Raw genomic sequence first — 14,462 nt, 5'->3', positions numbered from 1 at the left:
TCCGCTATCAGAAGTCGCCGAGACTCGACTGGCCGCTGCCGTCGGTCGCGACGCCCGCGAGGTCGGCGGCGTGCGCGATGGTCTCGAAGAACGTCTCGCGCTGACTCCCGTCGTAGAGCGTCGCCGCCGGATGGACCGAGACGACCGCGCGATACGACCGCTCGCCGAGTCTGACGTCGACGACGTCGCCGGCCTCCTTCGTCACCGCGACCGAGCGGTCCAGCAGGTGCTCGGAGGGCACTTTTCCGAGCGTCACGACGAGTTCGGGGTCGACGAGCGCGAGTTCGCGCTGGAGATAGCCCCGGCAGTTCGCGAGTTCGGCACTCGTCGGATTCCGGTTCTCCGGCGGGCGACAGCGAACGCAGTTCGTGATTCGGACGTCCGCACGGGCGAGTCCGGCATCGCGGAGCGCCTCGTCGAGCACGCTGCCCGAGCGCCCGACGAACGGTTCGCCCTGGTCGTCCTCGTTCGCACCCGGTGCCTCGCCGAGAAACACCAGGTCGGCGTCCTCCGGGCCGGTGCCGTTGACGATCTGGGACCGCGACTCGACGAGTTCGGGACAGCGTTCACAGGAGGTGACGGCGAGTCCCTCCATCGTTCCGTCGTCCGCGCTGGTCATACCGGAGAGGCGTGCGGGCGCGACTTACTCGTGACGGTCCGGGTCGTCTGGTGACCGGCGCAGACGCCCCGAAGTGCGGCAGGGTCAGCAGTCTGCGTCGTCGGCGCGCCACGCCCGCGCGCCGCGCGCCGCGAGGCGGGCGACCCGGACCGGTTCGGGCCGGCCACCGGCCGGCGTGTACGCGCGAACGACGCGAGCGGCCTCGTCGTCGTCGACGCCGACGCCCCGCACGAAAACCGTCTCGTCGTTCACGCGCAGGCGACGCCGGGCCGGCAATCGGTCGTAGATCGCCAGCCGCGAATCGAGCGCGTCGCCGTCGAGCTGTTCTCTGAGTGCCGGTTCGAGCCCAGGACTATCCTCGTAGGAGACCGACAGCACCGGCCGGTCGGCGGCTGTGGCGATCCGATCGAGGTCGAGGAGGTTGAACCACGCGGGCGCGACGCCCGACACCAGCAGGTACTGTACGTCCGGCCGGTCCAGTCGGTCGAGAAGCGTACAGACGGCGTCGGTGGCGTCGAGGCCGCCGACAGTGGCCGTCGCGAACGCGAAGCCGTCGACAGCGCGGTCAGCGCGCACGACTGCGCCGCAAAACGTACAGCGGCCGCTAGTCTCGTCGGTCGACTCCGCGATGCCGAGTGCGCGCGTGCCGGGTTTCACCACCCACGCAACACCACCGCGGCGGTTTCGTACTCGGCGGGCCTCCGATCGAAGGCCCGCACAGCGGTCGGTTGCAGAGCGATGCGTCTGTCAGAACAGCAGTTCGGTGTCGCGTCGAGAGATCGATGCGTGTCCGGATCACCCCCCATCGTCGCACCGGTGTTCGGTCGTCGCCCCCGCGGCCGGTACGCGGGAATCACCGTGGCCCTACTCCTCTTTGATGTCTTTGAGTCGGTCCAGGAGTTCGTCGTTCGACGCCCCAATCTCGAACTCGACGTCGCCCCCGTGGTCGGCCTGGGAGGTCGCGACCCCGTCGTCGTCGTCGAGATCGGTGTCGAAGTCCTGATTTTCCTGTTCGGACTCGTCGTAGCTCCCAAATCCCATACACGAAGATGTACGAAACAGAACGACAAAAAACACACGCAGGTTTCGGGTCGCCGTTTTCAGTCGAGTAGTGAGCTCGAAGGCGACGAGCACGAGTCCCGAGACGACGACGTAGCAGGGAGCGGCCCGGAGGTTTTTCGTCGCCGCCGCAGAACTCTCGCGTATGGAGATTCACACGGTCACCGAGAACGCGACGGAGTTCACGTGTAACGCCTATCTGCTGGACTGCGAGCGTCCCGTGCTCGTCGACGCCGGGACGATGCCGGGCGTCGAAGACGTCATCGCGGAGTACGTCGACGACCTCGACGCGGTCTATCTCACCCACCAGCACGGCGATCACGTCGCCGAACTCGACGCGGTGCTCGACCGCTTCGACGCCGACCTGTACGCCTACGGCGACCACCCGCGACGGACGGGTGGGCTAACCGACGGCGAGGTACGAGAACTCTGTGGAGAGTCCTACGAGGTCGTCTACACGCCCGGCCACGCCGACGACCACGTCTCGCTCGTCGGGGAGACGCGCATCTTCAGCGGCGACGTCGTCGTCTACAACGACGGCGCGTTCGACGACGGGAGTTTCGGCCGGACGGATATGCGAGGGCAGTCGCGCGAGCGCCTCATCGAGAGCCTCGAAACGCTGCTCGATCGGACGCCGGAAACGGTCGAGGAACTGTACGCCGGCCACGGCGACGTGTACCGCGCCGATCCGGACAGCGAGGACGCTGTACGCGACGTGATAGCGCGGGCGCTCGAACGAGCGGAGCGCCGAGAACCGAAGTATCCCGAAGAGTAACTACGCGGCGCGGCGTTCCTTCGACTTGGGTCGAAGGTTCTTGTAGCCGCACTTGCGGCACTGCTCGGCTCGCTTCGGGTTGCGTGCGTTACAGCGCATACAGATCTGCTTTTCCAGTTCTCGTTTCACTGCGGCCTCGTTCTTTGGCATAAGGCAGGCTACCGGGCGGGGAAGTATAATGCTTGCGAGACACGCGACGAGAGCCTCGGGCTACCGCGGTGAAAAACTGGAGCGAGAAGCGCGGATCAGCGACAGCAGGCCGATTAGCCTGGCGGTTGGAACTGATAGGGGTTATCGTAAGTCTCCATAGATGTCTCGCCGGACGGTACGGCGAGAATCTCCGAACAGTGACGATAATCCCTGTGAGACTGCGTTACGCGCCGGCGGGCCGGGCGGCCTGCTGCAGCGCGGCCTCGATGTCTTCGCGCTGTGTGAAGCCGACGAACCGGTCGACGATGTCGCCGTCCTGCTCGACGACGACCGTCGGCAGCGAACGGACCTGGTACTGGTTAGCGAGGTCCTGCTCCTCGTCGACGTCGATCTTCTGGAAGTCGACGTCACCGTATTCGGCTTCGAGGTCCTCTAAGATGGGATCCTGCTTCTTGCACGGGCCGCACCAATCGGCGTAAAAATCGAGTACTCGGACGGTCATCGTGTGCGTAGCGAAGTTGCGCGGGGCCTCGCATAAGCGTTTCCACCGCCCCGTCGTCACCATCATATGCGACCGCCAGTGGCGGCCTCGATACGGCCACGACTCCGTCGGGACCGCTCGCGGATCCGAAACGTTTAGGCGAGGGACCGCCGACCTACAGGTATGAGCAGCGGCCAGAACAGCGGCGGCCTGATGTCGAGTGCGGGGCTCGTTCGATACTTCGACGCCGAGGACCGCAACGCCATCCGCATCGATCCGAAGACCGTCTTCGCGTTTGGACTCCTCTTCGGCGTCGGCGTCCTCGTACTGAACGCCGTCGCGATCTAACTCCCGGCGCGACGCACGGCGACGCACGACCGGCGGGCGACCCGGGGCGACGCCGTACAGCGACTCCGCGTACCGACCCGAGACGACGACGAACAACGGACGCTTTTTGTCGATTCGACTCCGACGCATAGCTATGTTACGAGCGGGTGTCGTCGCCGTCCAGGGCGACGTCTCTGAACACGCGGCGGCTATCCGGCGCGCCGGCGCGGCCCACGACGAGGAAGTCGACGTGATCGAGATCAGGCAGTCCGGTCACGTGGCCGACTGCGACGTCTTACTGCTGCCCGGCGGGGAGTCGACGGCCATCTCACGACTGCTCGCGAGCGAGGGAATCGACGAGGAGATCCGCGAGCACGTCGCGGCCGGCAAGCCCGTCCTAGCGACGTGTGCGGGCCTCATCGTCGCCTCCAGCGACGCCAACGACGAGCGCGTCGACACGCTCGACCTGCTCGATGTGACCGTCGACCGCAACGCGTTCGGTCGGCAGGTCGACAGTTTCGAGGCTCCGCTGGAGGTCGCCGGGTTCGACGAGCCGTTCCCCGCCGTGTTCATCCGCGCGCCCGCCATCGACGAGGTCGGCGAGGGCGTCGAGGTGCTCGCCGAGTGGGAGGGCCGCCCGGTCGCCGTCCGCGACGGCCCGGTCGTCGGCACCGCGTTCCACCCCGAACTGACCAACGACAGCCGGATCCACGACCTCGCGTTCTTCGAGGAACTCGCTGTCGAGGCGTGAGGCCACGGCGAGCGTGAAGCCACGGAGAGCGTGAGGCTACGGGGAGCGTGAAGCAACAGCGAGAAGCCGCGGCCGGACGTGGCGGGGACGCCGCCGACGTGCTCCCGAGACTTTTCTACGATGGGGCGGAACCTCCGCGTGTGAGCGAGAATCGGACGGACGTGGTGGCGCTGACGCGACGGCTCGTTTCCATCCCGAGCTACGAGGACGAGACCGCCGCAGGCGACGCTATCGAGAAGTGGTTGCGAACCGAGACCGACGCGGACGTGACGCGAGATCGGCACGGCAACGTCGTCGCCCGGCGGGGAACGGGCGCCACGTCGCTGGCGCTGGTCGGCCACCACGACGTCGTCGAACCCGACGCGTCGCAGGTCGCGAGCAGCGGGACCACCGAGAAAGGCGACACGAAGTACGCCGTCGACGAGCGAGATGGAAGGCTCTACGGCCGCGGCACGGCCGATATGAAAGGGTCGCTGGCGGCCGCGATGCTCGCGTTCCGCGACGCCGACCCCGCTGGTGAACTCGTCTTCGCCTCGTTCGTCGGGGAGGAACAGGGCGGCGTGGGCGCGCGCGCCGCCATCGAGGACGGCTTCGCGCCCGACTACGCCGTGGTCGGTGAGGGATCGACGAACTACGCGGGTGAGAACCAGACGGACGTCGTCGTCGCTCATCGCGGCCGGCGCGGATCGACGATCACCGCACGCGGGGCCGCCGCACACGCGAGTGAACCTGAGACTGGTGAGAACGCGGTCTACCGCGCCTGCGACGCCGTCAGGACGATCCGCGATCTCGACGCGCCCGACGCGACGGTCCTCGGCCGAACGCTCACGGGAAGCGTCGTCGTCACCGAGATCGACGGCGGGTCGGCGTGGAACGTCGTCCCCGATACCTGCACGGTGACAGTCGACGAGCGCACCGTCCCGAGCGAGCGGGCGCACCTGGAGCGAGTCGAGGAGATCGACGGCGTCGAGTGGGCTATCGATCAGGACCTCCCGCCGATGGCGTGCGACGAGGCCGCGTTCGCCGACGCCGCGCTCGCCGCGGCCGACGCGGCGCAGACAGCGACGCCCGAGCGCGTGACCAAACCACACGCGACCGACGCGGGGTGGCTCGCGGCCGCGGGAGCGACCTGTGTCGTCGCCGGCGCGTCAGAGCCCGGTGAAGCGCACACGGCGAACGAGAGTGTCTCGATCGAGGCGCTGGCGCGGTGTCGGCGGCTGTATCAGAACCTCGCCGAGCGGTGGCCGAGCAGGTGACATAAAAGAGAGGCGTCGGCTTGATACGCACTCGCGTCCACAGTCACGACGATGGCGACAGACGCACCCGAGGCGGCTTCGGAGTCGGAGCGAGACGACGAGAGCGCACCGGACGCCTACGAGACGCTGCTCGAAGAGTACCGACGCGTGGCGAACGTCCGCAACGCGAGCGGCATCCTCTCGTGGGACCAGCAGGTGATGATGCCCGACGCGGGGACGCCGGCGCGGTCACAGCAACTCTCGACGCTGTCGTCGCTGTCGCACGACCTCCTCACAGACGACGCCGTCGGCGACGCGCTCGACGAACTCGAAGCGACGGAACTGAGGGACGAACAGGCGGCCGTCGTCCGCGAGATCCGTCGCGAGTACGACCGCGCAGTCGCCGTGCCGTCCGAACTGGTCGAGGAAATTTCGACGACTGCGTCGGAGGCGCTGCCAGCGTGGAAGGAAGCGAAAGCCGAAGACGACTTCGAGGCGTTCGCGCCGTACCTGCAGAAGCACGTCGAACTCAAACGCGAGTACGCAGAGCACATCGATCCGGACCGCGACGCCTACGAGGTGCTCTTCGAGGACTTCGAGCCGTGTCTCTCCTTAGAGCGCGCGGAGTCGATCCTCGAAACGCTCCGGGAGACGCTCGTGCCGATGATCGAGGAGGTCAGGGAGTCCGAGGCCGAACTGGCGACGGACGCGTTCACCTCGCTCGGCGAGTATCCCGCCGGCGAGCAGGAGGACCTCTGTCGAGACGTGCTCTCGACGCTCGGCTATCCCTGGGATCGGGGCCGCCTCGACACCGCGCCGCACCCGTTCTCCTCGGGTACGACGTTCGACGCGCGGGTGACCACTCGCTTCGATGAGACCGATCCGCTCGGATCGCTCACGTCGACGATCCACGAGTTCGGGCACGCGACCTACACGCTCGGCCTGCCAGACGAGCACTACGCGAGTCCGCTCGGCGAGGATCGGGACCTCTCGGTCCACGAGTCCCAGTCGCGCCTCTGGGAGAACCACGTCGGGCGCTCGCAGGCGTTCTGGGAGGGCTTCCTGCCCACGTTCGCCGAGCACTTCCCGAAGGCTTCCGAAGTGACGCCCCGAGAGGCCTACGAGGCCGCAAACCAGGTCTACGAGGACAACCTCATCCGCGTCGAGGCGGACGAACTCACCTACCATCTGCACATCATCATCCGCTTCGAGATCGAGCGCGCGCTGATCGCCGGCGACATCGACGTCGACGAGGTGCCGGAAGTCTGGAACGACAAGTACGAGCAGTACCTCGGCGTCCGCCCCGACACCGACAGTGAGGGCTGTCTCCAGGACATCCACTGGAGCCACGGCAACTTCGGGTACTTCCCGACGTACTCGCTGGGGTCGGCGATGGCTGCCCAGTTGTACGCGGCCGCCGAGGACGACATCGACGATCTGGAGGCGGAGATCACCGCTCGCGACTTCGACGCGCTGCACGAGTGGCTGACCGAGAACGTCCACCGCCACGGGGCGCGCTACGAGACGAACGAACTCGTCGAGCGGGCGACCGGATCGGCGTTCACCGCGGAGGCGTTCGTCGACTACGTCACCGAGAAGTACGGCGCGCTCTACGACCTCGATTCCGTCTGAGGGGCGGGCCGGCGGTCGATCGCACCCGCCACCCGCCGGACGCTGTTCTCGACGCGTGAGCGGAGGCTCGCGACCGATCCTCACGACTCTGTACTCGGCAGTAGGACTAAGTATTGGTACGACATACCATATCGTGTATGGCCTCAGCACCGACTTCCGACGACGCTCTGTTCGACCAGTTCCTCGACGACCGCGGTCACGATACCGAGACAGTAGACTGGGAGACGTCGTATAACAAGAAGCAGTGTCCGGAGTGTGGTGCACTTCACGACGCCAGCGCGACCGACTGCGCCGTCTGCGGGTGGGATCCGCGCGCGTAGGACGGCCCGCACGAAGGCTCGAATCGGCGTCTCGAACTTCATTCTCGAAACAGGTACTTTATCACGCGCAAGCGCGTGAACGCCTTCAATGAGCGACTCCGACGCGACGGTCACCCGATTGTTCGGTGGCCCCGGAAGCGGGAAGACGACGGCCCTGCTCGATCGGGTCGACGAGCTACTGGATCAAGACGACGTCACGATCCGGGACATCCTCGTCGTCTCCTACACGCGGGCGGCCGCCGCAGAGGTTCGCGAGCGGCTCGCAGAGCGGCTCGACATCTCCCCGCGGGCCCTGAAGGGCAACGTCGCGACGATGCACGCGAAAGCGTACGAACTGCTGGATCTCTCCCGGAACGACGTCGTCGGCGAGAGCGACAAAAAGGAGTTCTGTGAGGAGTACGGCGTCGAATTCGAAGACGAGTACGGCGGCGCCGGCCGACGGACCGCCCGCTCGACGACGATCGGCAACAAGATCATCGCGACGAGCCAGTGGCTCCAGCGCACCCGCCGAGACGTCTCGGACTGGTACGACGTCCCCTTCCAGTGGAACGTCGAGGAAGTCCGGCTGCCGCCCGAGGTCGACCCGAACGCCCAGGAGGGCAACAAGTACACCCCGACGTGGCCCTCCGACGACGACCGGATCGACGTCCCCGAGGTGATCCGCGCGTGGCGGAGCTACAAGGGTGAACACGGCCTCGTCGGCTTCGCGGATATGCTCGAACGCGTGAAGCAGCGCTCGCTCGTGCCCCACGTCGACTACCTCGTCATCGACGAGTTCCAGGACATCACGACGCTGCAGTACGACGTGTATCAGGAGTGGAAGCCCCATATGGAGCGCGTCCTCATCGCCGGCGACGACGACCAGGTCGTCTACGCCTGGCAGGGCGCGGACCCGAACCTGCTGCTCGACGCCGAACGCGACGAGGACGAGGTCCTGCCGAACTCCTATCGGCTTCCCTCGCAGGTCCTCAACGTCGTCAATCAGGAGATCCGCCACATCGACAAACGCCAGGAGAAGGACCTCCGGCCGCGCAAGGAGGGCGGCGTCGTCGAGGGGATCGAATCCCCGTCGATGCTGGATCTCGCACGGAACGTCCGCTACACGATCGAGCAGGGCGACGACGACGAGACGGTGATGGTGCTGTTCCGCGCCCGCTATCAGCTGTTCCAGTTCATCGACGAGTTCCTGCCGCTCGGGATGCCCTTCTCGGCGCTCACCGACCAGCGGATGTGGACCGATCGGCTGACGCAGTACGTGCGCGGGATCGAGCGCCTCGAACGCGAGGAACCGCTCGACGGACTGCAGGCGCGGCGGCTCGCAGATATGCTGCAGGACTCGGCGTTCGGAAGCAACGACCGCGACGACCTCTTCGATCGCATCGACGAGCTACAGGAGGACGTCGGCGTCGACGACCTCACCGACCTCTCGGTCGATCCCGACGTGATCACCGAGTTCGCGCCGTTCGCCCCCGACGGGGCCTCCGCGGGCGATATGCTCCGGAAGGTCACCTCCTTCCAGCGCAACTCCGTCGAGGCGTACTTCGCGGGCGAGTACCGCGGGATGGACCCCGACCGCGTCCGCATCGGCACGATCCACTCCGCGAAGGGTCGCGAGGCCGACCACGTCTTCGTCGCGACCGACCTCACCGAGAAGGTCGTCGAACAGATGGCCGCCTCGGTCGAGGACGACGAAGTCGACGCCGTCGAGGAGTTCACCGCCAGCACCGACCCCGTTCCGATTCTCACCGACAACGAGCGCCGGGTGTTCTACGTCGGGATGTCCCGTGCGCGCGAGCGTCTCATCATCCTCGAAAACCTCGTCAGCGGCGCGCCGACGCTTCCGGTGAGCGTGCTGCTGCACAACGAGATCCGCGACGAGTCGGTCGAGGAGCTGCTGGCCGACGCCCAGGAAGGCGAAGTCCCGGCACCCGAGCCGGACGCCTGACCGAGCGTGTCCCGCGAGGGTTCCGAGTCAAGGTCGATTCGGACCGACTGGTCGTTCCTCGACGACGCGCTCGGAGCGACCGACGCGGTCGGCTTCGTCGCCGCCGGCGGCCGGCGTGACGACAGTCTCCGGTACCTGACGCGCTTCGACGGACCGGATCGCGAGTACGCGTTCGTCCGAACGGCGGGAGCAACGCGCGAGAGCGTGCTCTGTGCACCCGCCGGGTTCGAGACGAAAGCGACCCGGCAGTTCGACGGCCGCGTCGCGACCGAGCGCGCCGGCGACCCCGCAGGCGAGCGAGCCGCCGCGATACTCGACCACTCGGAAACAGGAGCCGCGAGCGACGGCGAACCGCCGCTCGTTCTCGTCCCACCGACGATCCCGCACGATGCCGCCGTCTATCTGGAGCGCGCGGGCTACGAGTTGCAGTCGACGACGGCGGTCGCGGACGCCCGACGGATCAAGACCGACAGCGAGATCGACGCGATCCGGGGCGTCCAGGCGGCAGCAGTCGCGGCGGTGCGTCACGCCGAGGGGATTCTCGCAGCGGCGGACGCGGCGGCAGACGCAGACGCGGGAGACGGCGGGGGGCGCGAACTCCGCTGGCAAGACGCACCGCTCACGACCGATCGGCTGACGCGAGAGGTAAACGCCGAACTGGCTCGGCACGGTGTCAGCGACGTCGGAAACACCGTCGTCAGCGTCGGGGCACATCGCTCGGCCGGCGACGGAGGGACCTGCGAAGCCGTCTCGATCCGAACGAACGAGCCGATCCGTATCGAGGTCGCGCCGCGCGGATCCCACGGCTATCACGGCGCGCTTACGCGGACGGTCGTCGTCGACAGCGACGGCGGCTGGGATCGCCGCGCGTACGTGGCCGTCGAGTCGGCACTCGACGCCGGACTGTCCGAGATCGAGGCCGGTGCCGACGCTGGGGACGTCGCCCGCGAAGCCGACGCGGAACTGGCTGCGTTCGGCTTCGATCCGACGACCGGGATCGAACTCCCAGACGGGCCGCTCGACGTCGGATACGGCGTCGGACTCTCGCGGCGCGAGTCGCCGCCCCTCCGCGGTGGCACAGCACTCGAAGCAGGGATGGTGATTGCTGTCGCGCCCGGGGTGGCCGATCCCGAGCAGGGCTGCGTCCGGCTGAGCGCGCTGGTCGTCGTGACCGGATCTGGGTACGAACGCCTCGGCGACGACTCGCACTCGTTTTCGCCGCGGGCGTAATTGGCCCAGAAATCAGGGTGTGTCCTCGTCGTCGTCCGGGGTCTTCACGACCGCGCCGAGGACGCGTTCGCCGATTTTCATCGGGACATCTCCGGGTGTCGTAAGGTACTGCGGGAGAACGACCATCGCGACAGCGATGGCTACCGCGCCGGCGCCGAGGGCGATGTCGCCCTCCGTCAGTCGAGTGAGCCCGAAGATCCCGACCGGTGCGGCGAAGATCATCGTCGCCGCCAGTTGCAGCGTCCCGAGGATACCGAGTCGCATCGTGCGACAGATCGACCGCGTTCGGGTAAAAGGCTCGCGGTCAGAAGAAAGACTGCGGGACCAACGCGGGCGAACGGCTGCTCAGCGGTGCAGCGGCTCGGGAGCCGGCGGCATCGAGCGCTTGTGGGCGCTGCCCTCGTAGAGGTCGACGACCCGCTCGATCTGCGCTTCGGTGACGTCCAGTTCGCGGACGGTCGCCGCCACCGAGAGCGGACCGTCGACGTGGAGCGCGAGGATCGCATCGAGCGTGTCGTAGTTCAGTCCCATCTCTTCCTCGTCGGTCTGGCCGGACCACATCCCGGCGGAGGGCGTCTTCATCACCAGTTCCTCCGGCGCGCCCAGGAAGTCCGCGAGCTGGCGCACCTGCTGTTTGTAGAGGTTGCCGATCGGGTTGCAGTCGACCGCCTGATCGCCGTACTTGGTGAAGTAGCCCGTCAGCGCCTCCGAGCGGTTGCCGGTCCCGAGGACGACCTTGCTCTCGTGGTTGGCGACGAAGTAGTTCAACACGCCGCGAACGCGGACGTAGACGTTGCCGGCGGCCATCCGATCGTCGGCGGCCTCGGGAAATGTATCGAAGAACGTCTCCGCGATCGGCTGGATCTCGACGACGTCGTAGGGGATTTCGAGTTCCTGTGCGAGCCACTCAGCGTCGCTCATATTGTCTTCGGTGTTCACCACGCTCGGCATCACGAGGCCGTGAACGTTCTCGGCGCCCAGCGCTTCGACCGCCAGATACGCCACGGTCGTGCTGTCGATGCCGCCCGAGAGACCGAGGACCGCGCCCTCGGCACCGGCCCCGTCGACGACGTCGCGGATGAACGACTGGAGGTGGTCGGCCGTCCGTTCCAGTTCGGGTTCCGAGAGCCGAAGATCGAGCGGTGCGTCCTCTGTGAGGACCGAATCGTCCGTTGTCATCAGAGAAAGATACCGACTGAGGACACTAATACTCACCCGTCGTGGGAGATAAGTGGCCGTCCGTTCAGTTCCCTGGGAGCTTTCGCGGAGAATAGTCGTCGGTCTCAGCCCGGGAGTCATAGGGATTGTCGTAAGTTCTCATAGATGTCTCGCCGGACGGTACGGCGAGAATCTCCGAACAGTGACGATAATCCCTATCAGATGTCCCGACCGCCGTCGACTTCCAGCGCCGTGCCGGTGATCATCTGGGCGTTCTCGCTTGCGAGGAAGACCGCGGCGTCGGCGACGTCGTCCGGTTCGGCGAGGCGGCCCAGCGGGATCGTCTCGGCCATTCCCTCGACGGAGAGGTCGTCGCCGGCGAACTGCGGCAGCATCCCGGTGTCGGTGGCGACCGGGCAGATGGCGTTTGCCCGGATGTCGTCGTCCGCCAGTTCGAAGGCGAGTTGTTTCGTGAGCGTGATCATCCCGCCCTTCGAGGCCGCGTACGCCGAGAGGCCCGTCCGCGGGCGGATGCCGGCCGTCGACGCGGTGTTGAGAATGACGCCGCCGCCCTGTTCGCGCATCCGCGGAACGGCGTACTTCGCGCCGAGGAACGCGCTCTTGAGGTTCACGTCCTGAATCCGGTCCCAGGTGGCTTCCGTCACCTCCTCGACGGGCGTCGCCTCCTGTGGGATGCCCGCATTGTTGTGGAGCACGTCTATCGACCCGAACTCCTCGACCGTCCGCGCGATGAATCCCGCGACGTCGTCGGCGTCGGAGACGTCCGCGGTGATCGCGACGGCCTCGGCGGCTGTTTCGGCTTCGATCGTCTCGACCGTCGCTGCGGCCGCGTCGGCGTCGATATCGACGACGGCAACGGCCGCGCCGTGTTCAGCGAATCGGTGCGCGATTCGTTCGCCCATCCCCGAGCCGGCGCCAGTGACGGCGACTGCTCGACCCTGAAAGTCCATAGTTGCTGGCGAAGCCGTCGGAGTATGAACGTTTCCCTGTGTTCGATTCATACTGGCGGACAGAACTATGTGAAAATTATTGGTACCCCGTGGCTACCAAGATGATTCACGAACTGCTGTCCGACAGTATCAGTCATCGGTGTATGTCCGTCTCGATCCAAACATTGACACGGGCCATCGACGACCAGGAGGTATGCGAGAGCCAGACGTTCGAGAACGGTACCCGCACCTCGTCGGCGGGGAGTGGACCGAGCCCGCGGCGGGCGAGTACGTCGAGACCACCGATCCAGCGACGAACGAGCCGATCACGACGGTCGCCGCGGGGACGACAGCCGACGTCGACGCCGCGGTGGCGGCCGCCCGGGAGGCGTTTCCCGAGTGGCGCGAAACCGACCCCGTGACGCGCGGACAGCGCGTCCACCGGGTCGCGGAGTTGATCCGAGAGCACAAAGACGAACTCGCGGCGATCGAATCGCTCGATCAGGGGAAGCCGCTCTCGCAGGCGAAATCCGACTTCGAGGGTGCGGCGCGGTACTTCGAGTACTACGCCGGCGCGGCCGACAAACTGGAGGGCGAGTCGATTCCGGTCGGCACCGGGCAGGTCGACTACACCGTCAGAGAGCCATACGGCGTCTCCGCGCAGATCGTGCCCTGGAACTTCCCGGGGAATCTGTTCGCGCGGGGCGTCGCGCCCGCACTCGTCGCCGGCAACGCGACCGTCGTCAAGCCGGCTCCGACGACGCCGCTGTCGGCGTTCCACCTCGCAGAGCTCTGCTATGAGGCCGGAATCCCCGAGGGCGCGGTGAACGTCGTCGCCGGCGGCGGCGAACCGGGCGAAGCGCTCACCGCCCACGAGGGCGTCGACACGATCACCTTCACCGGCAGTGTCCCTACTGGGCAAGCGGTGATGCGCTCGGCGGCCGAGAACGTCACGCCCGTCACGCTCGAACTCGGCGGGAAGAATCCCGCGATCGTCTACCCCGACGCCGACGTCGAGGAGGCGGTCGGCTGGATCGCGACGGCGATCTTCACGAACGCGGGGCAGGTCTGTTCGGCCGCCGACCGGGCGCTCGTCCACGAGGACGTGTACGACGAGTTCGTCGAGCAGATCACTGATATCGCGGACGCCTACGAACTCGGTCCCGGACGGGACGATCCCGATATGGGGCCGCTCAACAGCGCGGCGCACCGGGATCGGGTGTGTGAGTACATCGAACAGGGCCGCGAGGAGGGTGCGGCCGTCGCGGCTGGCGGCGGCGTGCCCGACCGCGAGGGCAACTTCGTCGAGCCGACGGTTTTCGTCGACGTCGACAACGAGATGGTCGTCGCCCAAGAGGAGATCTTCGGTCCGGTGTTGGTCGTCGTACCGTTCGGCGACGACGACGATCCGATCGAGATCGCCAACGACGTCGAGTACGGGCTCACGGCGGGGATCTTCACGAACGACGTCCGCCGCGCTCACCGCGACGCCCAGCGACTCCAGGCCGGTAACGTCTACGTCAACAAGTGGTTCGGAGACACGAATCAGACGCCCTTCGGCGGGTACAAGAAGTCGGGCATCGGCCGCGAGAAGGGGTTCGAAGCGCTCGACTCGTACCTCCAGACGAAGAACGTCGCCGTCAACCTCGAACGGGGGCTCGGCGACGACCTACCCGGGGCCTGATACTGATTACTCTCGTCTCTTACCGCCGACCAACACCACCGGGAGTGGCGCTCGCCGGTAAACAGTGAGAGTAATCACTATGAGATCGGGGCGCGGATAGTTGTGAGTACGTATGCCACTCTAGCAGCGGGGTGAAACCGATACCA

The 14,462-nt window shown here is 66.8% G+C and carries 17 protein-coding genes; 9 read left to right on the top strand and 8 right to left on the bottom strand.

Annotation, left to right across the window (positions count from 1 at the left end):
* Positions 1-7 precede the first annotated feature (7 nt).
* From RBH22_RS14325 to RBH22_RS14315, 3 genes are all read right to left on the bottom strand, one after another.
* Positions 8-619: a uracil-DNA glycosylase gene (locus tag RBH22_RS14325; protein WP_306677914.1), complete on the bottom strand. Its 612-nt coding sequence runs from the start codon at positions 617-619 to the stop codon at positions 8-10.
* Between the two features lie 84 nt (positions 620-703).
* Positions 704-1,276, bottom strand: a complete 573-nt coding sequence (locus RBH22_RS14320; RefSeq protein ID WP_306677913.1) for a DUF99 family protein — start codon at positions 1,274-1,276, stop codon at positions 704-706.
* 207 nt (positions 1,277-1,483) lie between these two features.
* Complete coding sequence (locus RBH22_RS14315) at positions 1,484-1,660, bottom strand: DUF5786 family protein (RefSeq protein ID WP_121569067.1); 177 nt, start codon at positions 1,658-1,660, stop codon at positions 1,484-1,486.
* Positions 1,661-1,823: 163 nt separating this feature from the next.
* On the opposite strand from RBH22_RS14315, the gene RBH22_RS14310 reads away from it, so the two are divergent.
* The gene (locus tag RBH22_RS14310; protein WP_306677912.1) at positions 1,824-2,453 is read left to right on the top strand and encodes an MBL fold metallo-hydrolase; all 630 of its coding nucleotides are present in this window, start codon (positions 1,824-1,826) and stop codon (positions 2,451-2,453) included.
* Here the strand turns inward: RBH22_RS14310 and RBH22_RS14305 are convergent, their stop codons facing one another.
* Entirely contained in the window at positions 2,454-2,603 is a 150-nt protein-coding gene (locus RBH22_RS14305; RefSeq protein ID WP_121569069.1) for a 50S ribosomal protein L40e, read from the bottom strand.
* Between the two features lie 223 nt (positions 2,604-2,826).
* Positions 2,827-3,168 carry a thioredoxin gene (gene trxA / locus RBH22_RS14300; RefSeq protein WP_343218094.1) on the bottom strand — a complete coding sequence of 114 codons (342 nt, stop codon included), beginning with the start codon at positions 3,166-3,168 and terminating at the stop codon, positions 2,827-2,829.
* Positions 3,169-3,267: 99 nt separating this feature from the next.
* Between trxA and RBH22_RS14295 the strand changes: the two genes are divergently transcribed.
* From RBH22_RS14295 to RBH22_RS14265, 7 genes are all read left to right on the top strand, one after another.
* Entirely contained in the window at positions 3,268-3,432 is a 165-nt protein-coding gene (locus RBH22_RS14295) for a preprotein translocase subunit Sec61beta (RefSeq protein ID WP_049985347.1), read from the top strand.
* 127 nt (positions 3,433-3,559) lie between these two features.
* A complete protein-coding gene (pdxT, locus tag RBH22_RS14290) occupies positions 3,560-4,162 on the top strand; it encodes a pyridoxal 5'-phosphate synthase glutaminase subunit PdxT (protein WP_306677930.1) in 603 nt (200 codons plus the stop codon).
* 140 nt (positions 4,163-4,302) lie between these two features.
* Positions 4,303-5,418, top strand: coding sequence for a M20/M25/M40 family metallo-hydrolase (locus tag RBH22_RS14285; RefSeq protein WP_256546309.1), 1,116 nt, complete (start codon positions 4,303-4,305; stop codon positions 5,416-5,418).
* 51 nt (positions 5,419-5,469) lie between these two features.
* A complete protein-coding gene (locus RBH22_RS14280; protein ID WP_306677911.1) occupies positions 5,470-7,029 on the top strand; it encodes a carboxypeptidase M32 in 1,560 nt (519 codons plus the stop codon).
* A gap of 137 nt (positions 7,030-7,166) precedes the next feature.
* Positions 7,167-7,349 (top strand): HVO_0416 family zinc finger protein, encoded by a 183-nt coding sequence (locus RBH22_RS14275; protein WP_256546307.1) that lies wholly within the window; start codon positions 7,167-7,169, stop codon positions 7,347-7,349.
* A gap of 88 nt (positions 7,350-7,437) precedes the next feature.
* Entirely contained in the window at positions 7,438-9,294 is a 1,857-nt protein-coding gene (locus RBH22_RS14270; RefSeq protein ID WP_306677910.1) for an ATP-dependent helicase, read from the top strand.
* A gap of 6 nt (positions 9,295-9,300) precedes the next feature.
* Positions 9,301-10,524, top strand: coding sequence for a M24 family metallopeptidase (locus RBH22_RS14265; RefSeq protein ID WP_306677909.1), 1,224 nt, complete (start codon positions 9,301-9,303; stop codon positions 10,522-10,524).
* Positions 10,525-10,536: 12 nt separating this feature from the next.
* Here RBH22_RS14265 and RBH22_RS14260 read toward each other — a convergent pair whose 3' ends face one another.
* The 3 genes from RBH22_RS14260 to RBH22_RS14250 form a co-directional block, all read right to left on the bottom strand.
* Positions 10,537-10,788, bottom strand: coding sequence for a hypothetical protein (locus RBH22_RS14260; RefSeq protein WP_256546304.1), 252 nt, complete (start codon positions 10,786-10,788; stop codon positions 10,537-10,539).
* A gap of 81 nt (positions 10,789-10,869) precedes the next feature.
* Positions 10,870-11,703, bottom strand: a complete 834-nt coding sequence (locus tag RBH22_RS14255) for an NAD+ synthase (protein ID WP_306677908.1) — start codon at positions 11,701-11,703, stop codon at positions 10,870-10,872.
* A 197-nt stretch (positions 11,704-11,900) separates the two neighbouring features.
* The gene (locus RBH22_RS14250; RefSeq protein ID WP_306677907.1) at positions 11,901-12,653 is read right to left on the bottom strand and encodes an SDR family oxidoreductase; all 753 of its coding nucleotides are present in this window, start codon (positions 12,651-12,653) and stop codon (positions 11,901-11,903) included.
* Positions 12,654-12,846: 193 nt separating this feature from the next.
* Between RBH22_RS14250 and RBH22_RS14245 the strand changes: the two genes are divergently transcribed.
* A complete protein-coding gene (locus RBH22_RS14245; protein ID WP_306677906.1) occupies positions 12,847-14,316 on the top strand; it encodes an aldehyde dehydrogenase family protein in 1,470 nt (489 codons plus the stop codon).
* Positions 14,317-14,462: the final 146 nt, after the last annotated feature.

The organism is Halobellus sp. H-GB7 (genome assembly GCF_030848585.1).
GTDB lineage: Archaea > Halobacteriota > Halobacteria > Halobacteriales > Haloferacaceae > Haloquadratum > Haloquadratum inordinatus.
Note: the sequence above shows the minus strand (reverse complement) of the source record. Positions and strands in the feature narration are given on the sequence as shown.

Coding starts and splice junctions, on each gene's coding strand:
- RBH22_RS14325 (WP_306677914.1), bottom strand. CDS start 619: ATGACCAGCGCGGACGACGGAACGATGGAGGGACTCGCCGTCACCTCC.
- RBH22_RS14315 (WP_121569067.1), bottom strand. CDS start 1,660: ATGGGATTTGGGAGCTACGACGAGTCCGAACAGGAAAATCAGGACTTC.
- RBH22_RS14310 (WP_306677912.1), top strand. CDS start 1,824: ATGGAGATTCACACGGTCACCGAGAACGCGACGGAGTTCACGTGTAAC.
- RBH22_RS14305 (WP_121569069.1), bottom strand. CDS start 2,603: ATGCCAAAGAACGAGGCCGCAGTGAAACGAGAACTGGAAAAGCAGATC.
- trxA (WP_343218094.1), bottom strand. CDS start 3,168: ATGGTGACGACGGGGCGGTGGAAACGCTTATGCGAGGCCCCGCGCAAC.
- RBH22_RS14295 (WP_049985347.1), top strand. CDS start 3,268: ATGAGCAGCGGCCAGAACAGCGGCGGCCTGATGTCGAGTGCGGGGCTC.
- RBH22_RS14280 (WP_306677911.1), top strand. CDS start 5,470: ATGGCGACAGACGCACCCGAGGCGGCTTCGGAGTCGGAGCGAGACGAC.
- RBH22_RS14275 (WP_256546307.1), top strand. CDS start 7,167: ATGGCCTCAGCACCGACTTCCGACGACGCTCTGTTCGACCAGTTCCTC.
- RBH22_RS14270 (WP_306677910.1), top strand. CDS start 7,438: ATGAGCGACTCCGACGCGACGGTCACCCGATTGTTCGGTGGCCCCGGA.
- RBH22_RS14260 (WP_256546304.1), bottom strand. CDS start 10,788: ATGCGACTCGGTATCCTCGGGACGCTGCAACTGGCGGCGACGATGATC.
- RBH22_RS14255 (WP_306677908.1), bottom strand. CDS start 11,703: ATGACAACGGACGATTCGGTCCTCACAGAGGACGCACCGCTCGATCTT.
- RBH22_RS14250 (WP_306677907.1), bottom strand. CDS start 12,653: ATGGACTTTCAGGGTCGAGCAGTCGCCGTCACTGGCGCCGGCTCGGGG.
- RBH22_RS14245 (WP_306677906.1), top strand. CDS start 12,847: ATGCGAGAGCCAGACGTTCGAGAACGGTACCCGCACCTCGTCGGCGGG.